Raw genomic sequence first — 17,285 nt, 5'->3', positions numbered from 1 at the left:
GGATTACCACATGAAAATATTGAATTCAAGAAATATACTTTCTACGGCAGTCTCGGCGCTGATGACGATGATGGTCTGTAGTAGTGTCTCCCGGGCGAGTGATATCGATATCTATCAAAATGCTCAGCCAACCACGATTACCTTGATGATGCTGATCGATATCTCGGGAAGTATGGATTATAGTTCGTACGGCGGTGGTGCGGCTTGTGATCTTTTAAACTCAAATGGTAGTAGTGCGGGGGCGTGGTCTGGTAAGGCAACTCCGAACATGGCTATTGAGAAAATAAATACACATGCGGATGTACCCGTCTATCGCAGACAATGGTGTGAATACAATGGGAAAACTTATCCAGATCGTATTACTCGAGTAAAGGATGCTATGATGGATCTGCTCTTTGGTAATGATGCTAAAGGTGTGACGCCATTGTCGGATGCGAATATTATTGGTTTATCTTCGATTGGTTGGGTCAAAACGCCTACAGATCCAATGTGGGATGGAACCAATACACTTGCACCGCTATCTCCGATGAGGTGTGATGCGAGGCAGACAAAGGATAATAAAAATAATACGGTTGATAAACTTGATCAATATAATAAGAATTGCAATGACTTAACTTTGTTTCCGAGGCTAGCGGGTGATGTAAAAGGGAAAGACAAAGAGTGGGAAAATTATGGCAGTATTGTGGTGCCGGCACGACGACTTGATGAAACGCTTACAATAAATGGTGTCTCCATAACGCAGCGAAAGTATTTGGCGCAAAAAGTTGCCGAGCTAGCTGCGGTGACTAATACACCTACAGCCTCAGCATATGCAGAGACGGCTGCCTATCTGCTTGGTACATCGACGAAGATGAGTGGAGGTTATTTTGGCTTTGAGTCTTCAAATGAGAATGCTAAAAATGGGGATAACTATGTAGCACCCGCATCAATGACGCAGACAGAAGACCAAAAGCAGTGTCATGGACAAGGGATTTATGTACTTACAGATGGAGAGCCTTATGATTATACGATGAAATTTAATGACTTGGCAAAACTGGCGTTAAATTCGTCTGATAAAGTTTGCAATTCACCAAATAATAGTCAAGATGTGTGGGGTTGTATCAACAATTTAGCAGGTGCCTTGTTAGATCCAAACAAGAATCCAAAAGGGGTAAAGATTAAAACGGCTGTTGTAGGTTTTGGAAATAGTTTTAATAATATTGAGTCTTATGATCCGACAAAATCTAAGGCTGAGAATATCGAAGCATTAGGAAACATTGATGAGGCAGTCAATAAAGATGTAACTAAAAAAGCTGCAAAATGGGGGATTAATGCTGAGGGGGGGTGGTATTCAGGGAGGAATACGGAAGATGTTGTAAAAAGTGTGCAACAGTTTTTAGGACAAATCGAAGTTGAAATTCCTGCGGTAGCAACGGGTTCTCCAACCTATCCTCAGGATGCGCTGAATCCGATACGTATACAACCTTATGGTTATTACGCTTCATTTTCGCCAAAGCCTCAAGAGGTATATCAGCTGTGGCTGGGGGATCTCAATAAGTATCATGTCTATAATGGTGAACTCTACAATAGTGCGAAAACTTTAAGATTGATCAAAGCCGATGGGTCGTTAGATACGACGGCAACAGGGATTTGGACAGATGGTATGCTCGGGCAGTTACCACTTGGACTTGCGACCAAAGAGAGTGGTGATCAATATACCAAACGGACTATTTATACCAACCGTGAGATTTCTGATACTGCGCCATATCCAGCATCAGCAAGTGATGAGTTGAAAAAAGTCGATGTCACTACCTTATTTGGCACAGGGACAAGTGCTTTATTTGCCAATGATCCTGATAAGAATTATTGGCTGAACTTGCTTGGTTATAATGTGGGGGCAAATGAAACAGGGGTTACCCTTGCCAATCTCAGCGCAAAACCTGAGTTGCGTCAGCTTGGTGCAGTCATGCACTCTACACCGATCTTATTAACACAGTCAGGTAAAATTTCATATACTTCGGGCACAATTGACACCACTAATCGTGAAGATTATTTATTATTTGGTAGTACACAAGGATTACTTCATGTTGTAGATGCGGTAACAGGCAAGGAGAAGTTTGCTTTTGTACCCAATGAAATGATGAAAAATCAAAAAGATGCATTCTTGGCTGAAAATAGTACGACAGGCGGTAAGGATAAATTGTTCTATGGTATAGATGCACCATGGGTGGCTCATACTCAATATGTATCTGATGGATATGATGGGCTCACAGTGAGTAAATCTATAATCCGTGAAAGTGATGATGCAGAAGCAATCGCATTGAAAGGTTTGCAATGGGTGTATGGTGGTTTGCGTATGGGCGGTCGAAGCTACTACGCTCTCGACCTGTCAGATATTGATGATCCAAGCTTAAAGTTTCATATCAATCCTGATGCTGCTGCTAGCGGAACTGCACTGAGCTATATGGGGCAGAGTTGGTCAAAGCCTACGATTGCGTATGTCAACTTTGGTGGCGTGAAGAAATTAGTCATGTTTGTAGGTGGTGGTTATGATGCTACAGGTGCGACTACCGCATGTAATGCTACGGGAGAAACTGCGGCTAAAAATATTGGTTATGAATGTGCCCAGTATAATCAGAGTAATGGCAAAGGCGCTGGTGTCTATATGTTTGATGCCATGAATGGTAGTCTGCTTTGGTGGGCGAGCTCTAATGCAAGCTCTTCGGATAATAAAGGGGCAGAAGCCTCAACGCCAAAAGCTGAGTTGCAATATAGTGTAGTCGGCCAGATCAATGCGATTGATCGGGATAGTGATGGCTTGGTCGATCATCTGTATTTTGGTGATCTTGGTGGGCAAGCCTTCCGTGTTGATCTGAATAATGCGGCATCAGGTGAAAATAGCAGTGACAAAAAAGACAATTTTGCAACACGTGTCGTACGTCTATATTCTGGGCACAGTAATGATGGTTTAAGTCCTCGTTTCTATGAAATGCCTAGCTTTTCTGTGCATGATGGTGTGGATGGTGTATTTGGCATCGCTGCATTTAGTTCTGGCAATCGTAGCTCTCCTCTAGCAGGGACAACAGGAACGAATGCTTCGGGAGAAGGGAGTGCTAATGATGCTGTATTCGTGATTTATGATAATGATGTGGCGCGTACAGATTTGTATACCACCAGCACATTAAAAACAATGGATGTCGTTTTGACAGCACTAACATTGGCTACTGGCGTGGAGCAAATAACAGGAACGGGCAATTCAAGAGTTTATAATGGTGGTTGGAAATATGAGTATCCATCTACTACGGGTCGTTACAAAGGTTTAAATGATCTCTATGCACTAGATAGTATCTTGTATGTCAATGTCTTCGATCGAGATGGTACAGGGATTGGTGGAGACTGTGGCGCAGGTGTGAAAGGGGATAGCTATGTTTATCAATTCTGCTTGCCAACAGGTAAGTGTGACTTTTATACAAATGGTACAACTGAACCGAACCGTGTCAAAGTGGGTGCGGGTATTTTGGGTGCAGGGATGTCTACAGGCTACGGCAATGAAACAAGTACTACTAGTTTGGTTGTAAATCGAGAGTCAACTGATTGTACGGTGGCTACCAATAAAAATAAGCCAGAGTGTCAGCTCTTCGATACTTCTGCGAAACTAAAACAACTCAGATGGTATGAGTCTCGATAGGAGGAGGTATGAGATCGAATCGAGGCTTTACCTTAATTGAGTTGATGATCGTGGTGGTGGTGATCGCTGTATTAGCAGCGATTGCCATACCGTCATATCAGGTCTATATCCAAAAACGAGACTTAGCAGTTGCCAAACAAGAAGCATTGCGTATAGCAGCTGAGCTTGAGAAATTCAAAGCCAAAAACTTTAGTTATACAGGCTTTGATCCGAGTTTCATTTATAGCAGTTTCGACTCTACAGCTGGAACGTTGGCGATACCTGTGGATGCGGCATCTGGAGAAGAAAAGTATACGTTGAAATTAATGGCGTTGAATGATGTAACTCAACCACTCACTGGAGCAGGTGTAGATGGGCTTGGGTGGGCAATGGTTGTAGAGCGTGCGAAAAGTGGTAGTTTGCCAAAACAGCCTAAAAACTATGATTTGCTTCTGACAAGTGAAGGTTTAAGGTGTATGTCAAAAACCAATGATGCATTTGATGATTTTGATGATACTTTGGGCACTTGCGCAGACAACGATAGTGCAAGCGAAGCTTGGGAGTAAATGGTGAAGGGATTTACTTTAATTGAGTTAATGATTGTAGTCGCAATTATTGCAATCATTGCTGCCATCGCACTTCCGTCGTATCAGCAATACCAAATCCGAACTAAACGTGCCGAGGCGCAGTCGGAAATGATGCAAATCGCTCTGCGATTGGAAAATTACAAAGCGATTAATCATAGCTATAAAGATGCAACTGAAACGGTGATCTATGGTGGGACTGTGATTCCTTCACAAGGCACAGCTTTGTACGATATTGAGCTAACTGATATTGATGGCACAGCGTTAACTGCATCGTCGAAGACAAATACATGGAAATTAACCGCAACACCTAAAACAACAGCATCGCAAAATGGTAATGGTGATCTTGTCCTAAACCATTTGGGACAAAAATGTTGGACAAAAGGTGGAAGTTGTACGCCAGATGCGACTTCAACATGGGATGGTCGTTAATCTATTTCCGCTGAATTCACTTGAAATAGAAAATCTGACGAAACCCCTTTATAAAATTTACGTTATCGCTTAAAATATCTGCCTTTTGATGCCTCGTGTATCAAAAGGCTTCTTTTTTAAGAACACTTTTTAGTAGAGAGTATGACATGGTCGTAATTCGTTTAGCCCGTGGTGGCGCTAAAAAACGCCCGTTCTATCAAGTAATTGTGACTGATAGTCGCAATGCACGTGATGGTCGTTTTATCGAGCGTATTGGCTTCTTTAACCCAACTGCACAAGGTCAAGCAGAAAAAATCCGTTTGGATGCAGACCGTTATGCACATTGGGTAGCTCAAGGTGCACAACCTTCTGAGCGTGTTGCTGCGATTGCAAAACAAGCAGCGACTGCTTAATAGATGAGTCAAACCACCGTGCAGGATGTGCCTGAAGATCGTATCCAGATCGGACAGCTACGTTCACCGTATGGATTGAATGGTTGGCTTTGGGTCTTTTCCAAGACTGATCCAATAAGCAATATGTTTGACTATCTTCCTTGGTATATCCAAACCAAGACAGGTTGGCAGACAGTCGACGTAAAACGTTGGAAAACACAGGGCAAAGGTTTGGTGGTTGCGCTCAAAGGTGTGAGTGATCGCACAGCAGCGGAGCAGATAATCGGTGCCGAGATTTGGGTGTCCAAATCACAATTGCCTCAAGCAGGTATGGATGAATACTACTGGAATGATCTCAAAGGTCTGACAGTGCTTGGTTTAGATGATTCTGAAAATGAAGTCAATCTGGGCAAGATTCATGAGCTGTTTGAAACTGGCGCAAATGATGTCATGGTGGTTCACGCAACACCTGAGAGCATTGACGCTGAGGAACGGATGATTCCGTGGCATAAAGATGTGGTTCAACGGGTTGATATTGAAGCAGGTCGTATTTACGTCAATTGGGGCGTAGATTATTAATATCGTAATAGATATTAATTTTAAACTGGAAATGAGGAATCTCTGATGTGGTTTGCAGTGATTACATTATTTCCCGAGATGTTTGAAGCGATCACCGCATTTGGTATTAGCGGGCGTGCAGCAAAACGTGAGCAAATACAAGTCACTTGTATTAATCCACGAGATTTTGCAGAGGGCAACTATAAGCGAGTGGATGAACGTCCATTTGGTGGTGGTCCTGGTATGGTGATGATGGCTGAGCCTTTGGCAAAAGCGATTAATCATGCCAAACAGCTTGCGCAGCAAGCAGGATTTGCCAATGTCCCCGTGGTGTATATGTCACCGCAAGGGCAGACTCTGAGTGAGGTCGCAGTGCAACAATTCGTCAATTATGATGGTTTGATTGTGCTTTGCGGACGTTATGAAGGGGTGGATGAGCGTTTGATCCAGCGTTATGTCGATCAAGAATGGTCGATTGGAGATTATGTCTTGTCAGGTGGTGAGCTTCCTGCGATGGTATTACTCGACAGTGTCATTCGGCGGTTACCGAATGTGATGTCGGATGAACAATCAGCTTTGCAAGACTCTTTTGTGGATGGTCTTTTGGATTGCCCACAATATACCAAGCCTGATCATTTCGAAGGCTTAGATGTGCCAGCAGTACTCAAGTCTGGTCATCATGGCAATATTGAGAAATGGCGGTTTTTGCAGCGTTATCAGCGTACACTTGAGCGTCGTCCAGAATTGGTCGAACAAGCGAAACTGAGCAAGCAGCAAGAAAAATGGCTTAAAATGAGCAAGGAATAGCAACGATTGATAATCGTTGTCCTGAGGAACGAGTGTTCCGTAAGGAGATGAGAAGCTGTGCTTCGAATTGATTCCTCGGAATCATAAATGTGCGCTTTAAAGTTTTGACTTCATAAAAAATCAAACTTTAAGGTTTAGATAAACGGGTTGATATGCGAATAGCCTCTGTCCCCAGCGAAACAATATTTATTTTAGACATGGAAATATTGCGTTCGCATATTGGAGATTCCCACAATGAGTGGCAAACATCCTTTAGTTCAAGCAGTTGAAAATGCTCAATTGAAATCTGATATCCCTGCGTTTGCACCAGGTGATACAGTTGTCGTATCTGTAAAAGTTACAGAGGGTAACCGTGAACGTCTTCAGGCATATGAAGGTGTGGTGATTGCGAAGAAAAATCGTGGTCTAAACTCGTCTTTCACAGTACGTAAAATCTCTAGCGGTGTTGGTGTTGAGCGTGTTTTCCAAACACATTCACCAATCGTTGCAAAAATCGAAGTGAAACGTCGTGGTGACGTTCGTCGTGCGAAACTTTACTACCTACGTGGTCTTACTGGTAAAGCTGCACGTATTCGTGAAAAATTACCAGCTCGTAAAACAGAAGCATAATCGCTGTTTTAGAGTGAAAAAATGCGCCATGATTGGCGCATTTTTTATGCCTAAATATTTTTTTATTACAAACCTTGAAGCTTTAAGCGGTTTGCATGTTGACGATACAGTGTAACTGGGTCAGGTGAGAACCAACTGCGCATGCCAAGTACCATATTGACTTCATCAAGATGGGTGTAGCTGTAGTTGTCACGAATCACCTTACCAAAACGTGCGCTACAACGTGGTACAAGTCCATCGTTATCCAAACTACCATATGCCAAAGGAGCAAGTGTAGACACACCAACATCCAATAGGTCAAATGCGTTGGTCAATTGTGATGTACCAGTCCATGAATAGTAGTAACGACCATTGCTTGAACTCGCACCACTTTGACTACAGGAGCTTGCAAGTGCAGGTGTTGGATGTGCATTGTTAAATGCGGTAGAGCCTGCAACACTGATAGATTTGAGTGAGCGGTTCATGTTGATTGGTAGGTTAGTATTGTCTGATGCCCAAGTGATGACTGGTCCAAGTAAATAATCACTTACCGCAGAAATAAAAGCACTACCGCCACTGTTACTGAGTGCAAGATCAGCAACTTTTGAGCCACGGAATGTTCCACCGACACCTGTCAATGATGCAACATATTGTGGTTTGACGATTTCTATATAACGAATGGTTGGTCCACCATGTGAGTGACCGATCAAGTTCAATTTGCTTTGACCTGTGATTGCCAATACTTCTTCGACTTGGCTCAATAGTTGCTCGCCGCGAATCTCGGTAGACTCTAATGGTGATACTTGAGCAGCATAAGTCGTTGCACCATTACGTGCGAGGTCGGGTAATACTTGATAGAAGTAATCCATACCAAATGTACTGCCACCTAGACGGTCAAAACCAAACATACCGTGTACAAAAAGAATAGGATATTTCGTCTTGGCATAAGTGCCAGTTGCCTTTACGTTTGGTGTGTTGACAGCACTATGGCTGATGTTTGCGAATGCTAGCCCCAAAGCAAGAGATGCAATCGTAGCTAACTTTTTACTTTTTAACATTTTCATAATTCTTCCCTAAAAATCAGTCCTTAAATATGTGTCCTTGAAATGCGTATTCCTTATGCGTGATCGTAGGCTACATCATGTAGTCGGTTAGTCGATCAGTCGCAATGCTTAAGCAAGGTCTATAACATGATTTAGAAAATGGAACTCATCATAAATAGTTCATCTCTGCATGTTTGATAAAACTACCTAGTTAAGCTTGGTGTTTAAATGAATTAGTTAAATGGTAGTTTGCCTCCTTGATCATGAATGGTTTCAAAAGTATTCAGACGCAAACGATCTTGCTCTGAGCTGAATTGCTGTTGCTTTAAGTCATTAATCGCCGCTGATTTGGCACTGTCACTCAGACCACTTTGCATAATCGTGTCACGTTCTGAGAGGTAGCTTGTCACTTGTTGTTGCCATTGGCCACGCTGTGTATCGAGTGCTTCAAGTCGTCCAGTCGCTTCTGCACCCACGAGATTTAAGCGCATTTGGCGAATCTCTTGAGGGCTTGCATTACGTGCTTTGAGGTCTGCTGTGAGTGAGCGCAAATCTTCGAGTTTGTTCATTTGCTCAAGATTTTCTTTCCAGTCGGCAGGGAGTTGATTGAATAACAATTTCAACTGTTTGGCTTTTTCTGCTTCACTCAGTGATTTATTTTCCATTACTTCCATGCGTTTGAGCGTGTATTCATGGTAGAGGTTTTCCTCTCCAAATAATCCTTGAATCTCTTCACGAGAGAAATAGGTTTTGCGAAGGTTTTGCTGCTTCTCATAAACTTCACGATAGTATTTTGCACTGTTGGCGTTGCTCGACGGCGGCTGAAGCTTGCCTAATTGCTCACGATAGTCGATATAGCGTGACCACAAATCTAGAATTTGTGAAAGTGCGGGTTCTTGATAATTGGCTTTTATATATTTTTCAAAATCAGCTTTGATTTGGTCAATATTTTTTTCGCCATATTGCGTGATAAAAAATTCAAAACAGTTTTTGGTTTGTTCATTGACGATGAGGCGCTGCCCTGCGTCTAAACTCATCTTACAATCGACTTCGATATCTTGTTGGCTGGCACTACCAAATTGCGTATTAGGAGAAGTCGTTGAGTTGGGATTGGAAGGGTCGAATTGGTTTGAAGGAGTATTTGAGGATTCGTTTTGCTGTTGTTCTGCGTTGCTAATATTGGTATCACCTGACTTTAACCATAGCAAAGCAACGCCAATTAAAAGAATGAAAATGATTGGCAAAATTATAAAAATCGAATCCTTGCGAAAATTTAACATACACATTTTGTCCATAAGTGTGCGTTTTCGAAAAATAAACTAACATAAGCTAACTTGGCTGTCATGCATTAAAAAATAAAATCCGACGAAATGAAACTGCTTTTGCTAGAATATTAAAATTCAGAATTTTAAAAGCAAGTCTTGATCAGCTCATATGTCTAAAATTGTACGTCGCCATATTGATGGTGTTTTTCTACTGAATAAACCGCTAAATATCAGCTCAAATGCGGCATTGCAAAAAGTCCGTTGGCTATACCGTGCACAGAAAGCAGGGCATACAGGTGCATTAGATCCATTGGCGACGGGGTTACTTCCGATTTGTTTAGGTGAAGCGACGAAATTTTCACATTATTTATTGGATGCAGATAAGCGTTACCAAACCACGATTCAGCTTGGAACGGCGACCAGTACAGGTGATGTGGAAGGTGAAGTGGTTGAATCTCAAGCTATTCCCCTCTTAACAGAAGATTCGATTTCGAAAATCTTAAAGCAGTTTGAAGGTGAAACTACACAAATTCCGCCGATGTATTCTGCATTAAAAAAAGATGGTCGTCCTTTATATGAACTTGCTCGGCAGGGCATTGAGATCGAGCGTCCTGCTCGTCCAGTCAGAATTTCACAAATTAAATTACTCAGCTTTACCGAGCAGAGCATTTCCCTTGATGTGACCTGTTCTAAAGGGACTTATATTCGTGTTTTGGGTGAGGATATTGCCAAAGCGATGGGTACGGTTGGACATTTGACTAAGCTACATCGGATTCAAACAGGGCATTTTCAGCTTGATGAGCATATGACCATTGAATATTTGGAAAGCCTTGATGAAGTCGCGCGTGAAGATTTGTTGCTACCGAGCTATGCAGCGGTTGAAGGCTTGCCAAAGTTTGAACTTCCCTTAGAGCGAGTTAAATATTTTAATAACGGTCAAGAAAGTAGCGTGGATTTTCCCGAGTCAGATGGTGTATTGGTATTTTCCAATGGGCAATGTTTAGGGCTTGCAGAAGTGAATGCTGTTGGACGCTTAAAACCAAAAAGACTACTCATTCAGCGTGATGGGTAAACATTCAACTCTATGATTAACGGTGCGATTAACGCTACAACTGTACAGCAAAAAAAGGTATATTAAGCAGGGATTAGGACAAGTTTTGGATTGTGATGAAGTTACAACGTCAAGCCATGTACAAAGAGCGACAGCAGCAGATTTTACGTGTTGCGGAAAGCTTGTTATTGGAAAACCAAAACTTCACATTGGATGAAATTGCCAAAGAGCTCGATCTTGCCAAAGGCACGTTGTATAAGCATTTTGCCAGTAAGAATGAATTACTGATGCACCTCATCATCGAAAATGAGAACAATGTCCTTGCCATCTCCAAGCAATATAGCAATAACATTCAAGAATATATTCCACGCTATATGCTCTATCATTTGAATGATCCAAAGAAAGCGATTATTTTGCATCAGATCGAAGAACAACTCACCATGACGGTGATTCATTCCAATGCGACTTTTGATGAGTTGTATCAGATTCGCCAAGAACGCATCATGGCGATTCGAGATATGATCGAACAATATCTCAAAGAAATGAATTATGAAATCTCGATTCGGGATTACTCTTCATATGTTTGGTCGCTGACTTTTGGTGCATGTTTGCTCTTAAATTCAAGCTATTATCAACGTTCGATAGGCTCACGAGATAAATTAATTAATTTGTATATTCACCAAGCTTTTGCTTTTCCATCGAATACCTGCAACTTCACGGATGAGAGCAACATCAATTCAAACAGTGCTCAAGCTTAGGCTTAAAAGATTTCTAATCAAGACGTTTGAAGCAGAAATTTTTTGCGATAAAATAATTCCAAAAAGTTATTAAATTTATAAAAATGATAAATTAGTTTTATGTAATTTTTGCAGTATAATTCATATATAGATGTACAATCCTTTTCTTATTTTTACCCCCAGTCCAAATCGTGGCGCAGTTGGAGGCTTCAAAATGGCAGGCAAAACCTTATATGACAAGTTGTGGGATGACCACTTGGTTAAGCAGCGAGATGACGGCTCGAGTTTGATTTATATTGATCGTCACCTTTTGCATGAAGTGACTTCACCGCAGGCATTCGAAGGCTTGCAACTTGCTGGGCGTCAGCCGTGGCGTTTGAGTGCCAATATTGCAACACCTGATCATAATGTTCCGACCTCGCAAAAAGAACGTGCCGAAGGGATTGCAGGGATCAAAGATGATACATCACGGATTCAAGTGCAGACTTTGGATGACAACTGTGCGACCTTCAATATCGTTGAGTTTAAAATCAATGATGAACGTCAAGGCATTGTGCATGTTATCGGACCTGAGCAAGGTTTAGTCTTACCTGGTATGACCGTGGTGTGTGGTGATTCACATACGGCAACGCATGGTGCATTGGGCTGTTTGGCGCATGGTATCGGTACTTCAGAAGTAGAGCATGTACTTGCGACACAATGCTTAGTGCAAAAGAAAATGAAAAACATGCTGATCCGTGTCGATGGCAAATTGGGCAAAGGCGTGACACCAAAAGATGTGGTCTTAGCGATTATTGCCAAGATCGGTACTGCTGGTGGTACAGGTCATGCGATGGAGTTTGGCGGTCAAGTATTCCGTGATATGACGATCGAAGGACGTATGACGGTCTGCAATATGGCAATCGAAGCGGGCGCTCGTGTTGGATTAGTCGCTGTCGATCAAGAAACCATTAATTATGTCAAAGGTCGTCCATATGCACCGCAAGGCGAACAGTGGGATCAAGCCGCAGAATATTGGGGCAACTTACACTCAGATGACGATGCGGTATTCGATACAGTGATCGTAATGCAAGGTGAAGATATCGAACCACAAGTGTCTTGGGGAACGTCACCTGAGATGGTGATTCCTGTGACGCAAAATGTGCCGACTTTGCAACAAGCCAAAGATGATGTACAGCGCAAAGACTGGACACGTGCCTATCAATATATGGGCTTGAACGAAGGTCAGGCGCTTGCGGATATTCAGTTAGATCGTGTCTTTATTGGCTCATGCACCAACTCTCGAATTGAAGATATTCGTGCAGCAGCAGAAGTGGTTAAAGGGCGTAAAGTGTCGCCAACCTTGAAGCAAGCGATGATCGTTCCGGGTTCAGGTATTGTGAAAAAACAAGCCGAAGCAGAAGGTTTGGATAAAATCTTTGTTGAAGCAGGTTTTGAATGGCGTGAGCCGGGTTGCTCAATGTGCTTGGCGATGAATGCCGACAAATTGCAATCGGGTGAACACTGCGCCTCAACGTCGAACCGTAATTTTGAAGGTCGTCAAGGTAATGGTGGGCGTACGCATCTCGTCAGTCCAGCGATGGCAGCAGCGGCTGCGATCGCAGGTCATTTTGTTGATGTGAGAACGTTCTAGAATCCCCCTCTTGCGTAGCAGCACTGCTCACCTTTGTAAAGGAGGGGGTTCCCCTCTTTAATAAAAGAGGGGCTAGGGGAGATTTAAAGTGAATAAATTCTGTAGGGTAAAACATGCAAAAATATACAGTTGAACAAGGTATCGTCACGCCTTTAGATCGTGCCAATGTCGATACCGATTTGATTATTCCAAAGCAATTTTTGAAGTCGATCAAACGTACTGGTTTTGGTGACAATTTATTTGATGAATTGCGTTATATGGACGAAGGCTATCTTGGTCAAGATATTAGTAAGCGTCCGAAAAATCCTGATTTTGTCTTGAATCAGCCACGCTATCAGGGCTCAACCATTCTATTGGCACGTACAAATTTCGGTTGTGGTTCGAGTCGAGAGCATGCACCGTGGGCACTCAGTGAATATGGTTTTCGTACCGTGATTGCGCCAAGTTTTGCTGATATTTTCTTTAACAATAGTTTTAAAAATGGCATGTTGCCTGTGATTTTGACAGAGCAAGAAGTCGATCAATTGTTTAAAGAATGCGAAGCCAACGAAGGCTACCAGTTAACGGTAGATTTGGATGCGCAAGAAGTCCGTACACCGTCAGGTCAGGCGTTTAAGTTTGAAGTCGATTCATTCCGTAAGCATTGTTTGCTCAATGGGTTGGATGATATTGGTTTGACCTTGCAGGCTGAAGATGACATTCATGCTTTTGAGAATCAGATCAAACAAACTCGACCGTGGATTTTTAAGGAATTGTAACTTTTTTAAAAGAATCAATATGCTTTACAAAGCTGACTTGAAACAGCGTAGCTATCTCCGTCACATCTTGTTAAGATATTACAATTATGATCACTTTATCCATGCTGCAAAATGAATAAATTTAAAATGTCAGCTTTTTGTCGGATTTCCATATTGAGTTTGGTGATGATGGGTTTGGTTGCCTGTCAGAACTCGACGCAAATTTTGGAATCCTACATGGATAGCTATAAAATCTTGCAAAACCGTGATGATTCGAATGATGCGATGTACTTGTCATGTCAAGCAAAGCAAGGCTGTGATTTTGAGCGTGTTGATGATGTCTTAGTGATTGATGAGGAGACAAAACGTCCAACCATGGAAGCCATGGATAAGGGCATGGTTCGGTTGGAGGGTTCGGTTTTTTCAATCAATCACGACTATGCGGTATCACTACCTGCTGGCGATCATGAAGTTGCGGTGCGTTTTTATCCTGTGTCGCTAGAGCGTACCGAGCGTTTTCATTTGATTCACAACTTTCAGGCAGGGCACAACTATCAGCTTCTGATGTACCGCCAGCGAGAAAATACAGGGCAATCTTTGTTGTCTGTGGCAACGCCTGGGAAGCTATGCGTCGACTTGCTTCAAGATCAAATCGCATTACGTCGTTTCTGTCGCGATCATGATGTGATGACTGGTCTCGGTGAGTTTATCGAGCAAGATATTTAATTGATATTTTTAAAATTTTTTTCCTAATTATTTTTTAACTCAATCGTTGTGGACGATAACATGTCTAAACATATTTTAATTCTGGCTGGTGATGGTATCGGTCCAGAGATCGTTGCGTCAGCAGAACAAGTTTTAACTGCGGTCAATCAAAAATTCAATTTAGGATACACTTGGGAGCATGGTTTGCTCGGTGGTTCTGCGATTGATGCACATGGCGAGCCGTATCCTGCGGTGACCAGTGAGCAAGCGAAAAAAGCCGATGCGATTCTACTTGGCGCTGTCGGTGGTCCCAAGTGGGATAGTATTGAGCGTTCGATTCGCCCTGAACGTGGCTTACTTAAAATTCGCAGTGAATTGAATTTATTTGCGAATTTACGTCCTGCGATTTTGTATCCACAACTTGCTGATGCTTCAAGTCTAAAACCTGAAATCGTTGCAGGCTTAGATATACTCATCGTGCGTGAGTTGACTGGTGGTATCTATTTCGGTCAGCCTCGTGGTATTCGTGAACTCGAAAATGGTGAAAAGCAAGGTTACAACACTGACGTTTACGCAGAGTCAGAAATCAAACGTATTGCCAAAGTTGCCTTTGAAATGGCTGGACTGCGTGGCGGTAAAGTCTGTTCAGTAGATAAAGCCAATGTGCTTGAAGTCACAGAGCTGTGGAAGCAGACCGTGACGGATATGCAACAAGCAGACTATCCAAATATTCAGCTGTCGCATATGTATGTTGATAATGCAGCGATGCAATTGGTACGTGCGCCGAAGCAGTTTGATGTGATGGTGACAGGTAACTTATTCGGTGACATTTTGTCCGATGAAGCCGCGATGTTGACAGGTTCAATCGGTATGTTGCCATCAGCGTCGCTCGATGAAAGTGGTAAAGGTATGTACGAGCCATGTCACGGTTCTGCACCTGATATTGCAGGTCAGAATGTGGCAAATCCATTGGCAACGATTCTGTCTGTTGCAATGATGCTTCGCTATACGTTTCGTGAAGAAGCGGCTGCAAAAGCGATTGAAGATGCTGTGGGTACAGTATTGGATCAAGGCTTGCGTACCGCAGATATTATGTCAGAAGGTATGAAAAAAATTGGTACCAAAGAAATGGGCGAAGCGGTTGTAGCGACACTTGCGTGAACGCAACATCACTGATTTGAGCGCTTAAAGAAAGTCACCATTAGGTGACTTTTTTATTTATTCGAAAATATGAAAGTTCAAATCATTTTCACGATCACAACAATTTTATGCCAATTTCTAAGCACAGCATTGTTAATATAAATCTTATGTAAAAAGCATATTTTAAAAATTTGCTAAAAAATAGAATTTAATCAAAATCAATCGGAGCATCATTGATGAGTAATAATACCATTCGTGCCTATGCGGCACAGCAAGTCGGTGCAACACTTGAACGCTATGATTACGATGCAGGCGCACTGAAAAATGATGAAGTGGAAGTCAAAGTGCATTACTGCGGTATCTGCCATTCTGACCTGTCGGTGATTGATAATGAATGGGGCTTTAGTCAATATCCAGTGGTTGCAGGGCATGAAATTATCGGCGAAATCGTTGCACTCGGTGAAGATTGTAAAGGCTTAAGTATTGGGCAAATGGTTGGTGTTGGTTGGACAGCAGAATCTTGTCAACATTGTAATCCATGTATCGGCGGACATGCCAATGTTTGTGCCAAAGCGCAACCGACGATTGCAGGGCATATGGGTGGATTTGCCGACAAAGTCCGTGCGCAGTGGCAATGGGTAATTCCAATGCCAGATGGTGTAGATTTGGCGAAAGCTGGGCCTTTGCTCTGTGGTGGTATTACCGTATTTCAACCTTTGCTACAGCATGGTATTAATGCGTCACATAAAATCGGTGTGGTTGGCGTAGGTGGTCTAGGTCATATGGCATTGAGTTTTTTTAACGCATGGGGTTGTGAAGTCACTGCATTTAGCTCAAACCCTGATAAGTATGATGCGATTAAAGAGATGGGAGCGCATCATATTCTCGATTCCACTGATCCAAAAGCTTTTAAAAAAGCTATTGGTAGTTTAGATTTGATCGTTTCTACTGTGAATGTGCCACTGGATTGGAATGCATATCTTGGCTTGCTGAAACCACAAGGTAAATTGCATGTGGTCGGTGCGGTGCTCAAGCCTTTAGATATTCAGGCTTTTGCTTTGATCTCAGGGGAAAAGGGTGTAGCAGGTTCACCGACAGGCTCGCCAGTACAGCTTCGTACCATGATGGAATTTGCAGCACGTAAAGATATTTCGCCAATCGTGGAGGAGTTTGCCATGTCAGATATTAATGCAGCGATTCAGCATGTACGAGATGGTAAGGCTCGCTATCGTGTGGTACTGAAAAATGATTTTTAATTTTTATAAGGGTCTAGATAACTTTAGAGTGGATTTTCCCTTAATTCTCTAAGTAGTTTAGCATAAAGATTTTCATGTCGATGGTTAAACCTAAACTCACATTCTTTGAGGAGCAGAGTATCACTTATAGGAGTTGTTCAAATTTCCTGATCCATCTCTCACTGACCCTAATCCAATTTTCTTAAAAATTGGTACAGCAATGACAGCCGCAGCAAGCAGGACAACAGGGGAAACTAGGCTAAAAGCATGTGCTTCTGCACTCATAAGGGATTATTTCATTTCACGATTTGGCATTGGATCAAGTGTAATCTGAATAAGATCAATTGCACGATTGAAATCTAAAAATTGTTAAATTAATCACAAAATGGATGAATTTCTAAAAAATCGACTTGACCAAAATCACATAATAGATAAAATGCACGGCACAATAATGAATATATGGCGATGCTTTATTTAGAGCATAAAGACATATTTCACCATGCCGGCATAGCTCAGTTGGTAGAGCAACTGACTTGTAATCAGTAGGTCCACAGTTCGAATCCGTGTGCCGGCACCATTTCTTGATTCTCTCTTATTTTTTTAAGTCATTTTCCCAAAATTTTTTTAAAGCTATTTTTTTAAATTGCTATCCATTTTTTAAATCATTGCTTACATCTATTTTACGTTGTGTTTAGGACTGTTCCGTCAATTGCAAGTCTGCGCAAGCGGGTGATTTTCTGTTAAACTTAACGG

General features: G+C 42.2%; 16 protein-coding genes, 1 tRNA gene and 2 pseudogenes. 15 read left to right on the top strand and 4 right to left on the bottom strand.

The window, feature by feature from the left end:
* Positions 1-10: 10 nt before the first annotated feature.
* The 7 genes from ACE3PQ_RS01535 to rplS all read left to right on the top strand — a co-directional run bounded on the left by ACE3PQ_RS01535 (position 11) and on the right by rplS (position 7,007).
* On the top strand, positions 11-3,667 hold the full coding sequence (locus tag ACE3PQ_RS01535; RefSeq protein WP_374294591.1) for a pilus assembly protein: 3,657 nt from the start codon (positions 11-13) through the stop codon (positions 3,665-3,667).
* A gap of 8 nt (positions 3,668-3,675) precedes the next feature.
* Positions 3,676-4,212, top strand: a complete 537-nt coding sequence (locus ACE3PQ_RS01530; RefSeq protein ID WP_374294588.1) for a type IV pilin protein — start codon at positions 3,676-3,678, stop codon at positions 4,210-4,212.
* Complete coding sequence (locus ACE3PQ_RS01525) at positions 4,213-4,662, top strand: type IV pilin protein (protein ID WP_374294586.1); 450 nt, start codon at positions 4,213-4,215, stop codon at positions 4,660-4,662.
* Positions 4,663-4,808: 146 nt separating this feature from the next.
* Positions 4,809-5,054 carry a 30S ribosomal protein S16 gene (gene rpsP / locus ACE3PQ_RS01520; RefSeq protein WP_241570812.1) on the top strand — a complete coding sequence of 82 codons (246 nt, stop codon included), beginning with the start codon at positions 4,809-4,811 and terminating at the stop codon, positions 5,052-5,054.
* A 3-nt stretch (positions 5,055-5,057) separates the two neighbouring features.
* A complete protein-coding gene (gene rimM, locus ACE3PQ_RS01515; RefSeq protein WP_374294583.1) occupies positions 5,058-5,612 on the top strand; it encodes a ribosome maturation factor RimM in 555 nt (184 codons plus the stop codon).
* 45 nt (positions 5,613-5,657) lie between these two features.
* Positions 5,658-6,398: a tRNA (guanosine(37)-N1)-methyltransferase TrmD gene (gene trmD / locus ACE3PQ_RS01510; RefSeq protein ID WP_374294581.1), complete on the top strand. Its 741-nt coding sequence runs from the start codon at positions 5,658-5,660 to the stop codon at positions 6,396-6,398.
* A 234-nt stretch (positions 6,399-6,632) separates the two neighbouring features.
* Positions 6,633-7,007 (top strand): 50S ribosomal protein L19, encoded by a 375-nt coding sequence (gene rplS, locus ACE3PQ_RS01505; protein ID WP_374294579.1) that lies wholly within the window; start codon positions 6,633-6,635, stop codon positions 7,005-7,007.
* Positions 7,008-7,072: 65 nt separating this feature from the next.
* On the opposite strand, the gene ACE3PQ_RS01500 is transcribed toward rplS, so the two are convergent.
* Both ACE3PQ_RS01500 and ACE3PQ_RS01495 read right to left on the bottom strand, forming a co-directional pair.
* The gene (locus ACE3PQ_RS01500) at positions 7,073-8,050 is read right to left on the bottom strand and encodes an esterase/lipase family protein (protein WP_374294577.1); all 978 of its coding nucleotides are present in this window, start codon (positions 8,048-8,050) and stop codon (positions 7,073-7,075) included.
* Between the two features lie 212 nt (positions 8,051-8,262).
* Positions 8,263-9,309, bottom strand: coding sequence for a lipase secretion chaperone (locus tag ACE3PQ_RS01495; protein ID WP_374294575.1), 1,047 nt, complete (start codon positions 9,307-9,309; stop codon positions 8,263-8,265).
* Between the two features lie 154 nt (positions 9,310-9,463).
* On the opposite strand from ACE3PQ_RS01495, the gene truB reads away from it, so the two are divergent.
* From truB to ACE3PQ_RS01460, 7 genes are all read left to right on the top strand, one after another.
* The gene (gene truB / locus ACE3PQ_RS01490; protein ID WP_374294573.1) at positions 9,464-10,366 is read left to right on the top strand and encodes a tRNA pseudouridine(55) synthase TruB; all 903 of its coding nucleotides are present in this window, start codon (positions 9,464-9,466) and stop codon (positions 10,364-10,366) included.
* A gap of 95 nt (positions 10,367-10,461) precedes the next feature.
* Positions 10,462-11,103 (top strand): TetR/AcrR family transcriptional regulator, encoded by a 642-nt coding sequence (locus tag ACE3PQ_RS01485; protein ID WP_374294571.1) that lies wholly within the window; start codon positions 10,462-10,464, stop codon positions 11,101-11,103.
* Positions 11,104-11,296: 193 nt separating this feature from the next.
* Complete coding sequence (gene leuC / locus ACE3PQ_RS01480) at positions 11,297-12,715, top strand: 3-isopropylmalate dehydratase large subunit (protein ID WP_374294569.1); 1,419 nt, start codon at positions 11,297-11,299, stop codon at positions 12,713-12,715.
* A 113-nt stretch (positions 12,716-12,828) separates the two neighbouring features.
* Entirely contained in the window at positions 12,829-13,473 is a 645-nt protein-coding gene (gene leuD, locus ACE3PQ_RS01475; RefSeq protein WP_374294567.1) for a 3-isopropylmalate dehydratase small subunit, read from the top strand.
* 126 nt (positions 13,474-13,599) lie between these two features.
* Positions 13,600-14,178: a hypothetical protein gene (locus tag ACE3PQ_RS01470; protein WP_374294565.1), complete on the top strand. Its 579-nt coding sequence runs from the start codon at positions 13,600-13,602 to the stop codon at positions 14,176-14,178.
* 60 nt (positions 14,179-14,238) lie between these two features.
* A complete protein-coding gene (gene leuB / locus ACE3PQ_RS01465; RefSeq protein ID WP_374294563.1) occupies positions 14,239-15,318 on the top strand; it encodes a 3-isopropylmalate dehydrogenase in 1,080 nt (359 codons plus the stop codon).
* 215 nt (positions 15,319-15,533) lie between these two features.
* The gene (locus ACE3PQ_RS01460; protein WP_374294561.1) at positions 15,534-16,553 is read left to right on the top strand and encodes an NAD(P)-dependent alcohol dehydrogenase; all 1,020 of its coding nucleotides are present in this window, start codon (positions 15,534-15,536) and stop codon (positions 16,551-16,553) included.
* A 23-nt stretch (positions 16,554-16,576) separates the two neighbouring features.
* Here ACE3PQ_RS01460 and ACE3PQ_RS01455 read toward each other — a convergent pair.
* A pseudogene (locus ACE3PQ_RS01455) lies at positions 16,577-16,669 on the bottom strand (IS1595 family transposase); the annotation flags it as partial.
* Between the two features lie 43 nt (positions 16,670-16,712).
* Positions 16,713-16,817, bottom strand: a pseudogene (locus ACE3PQ_RS01450) (hypothetical protein); the annotation flags it as partial.
* Positions 16,818-17,033: 216 nt separating this feature from the next.
* Between ACE3PQ_RS01450 and ACE3PQ_RS01445 the strand changes: the two are divergent.
* Positions 17,034-17,109, top strand: a tRNA-Thr gene (locus ACE3PQ_RS01445).
* Positions 17,110-17,285: the final 176 nt, after the last annotated feature.

This window comes from Acinetobacter sp. (assembly GCF_041911495.1).
Classification (GTDB): Bacteria; Pseudomonadota; Gammaproteobacteria; order Pseudomonadales; family Moraxellaceae; genus Acinetobacter.
This window is presented reverse-complemented; position numbering and strand designations above follow the sequence as displayed.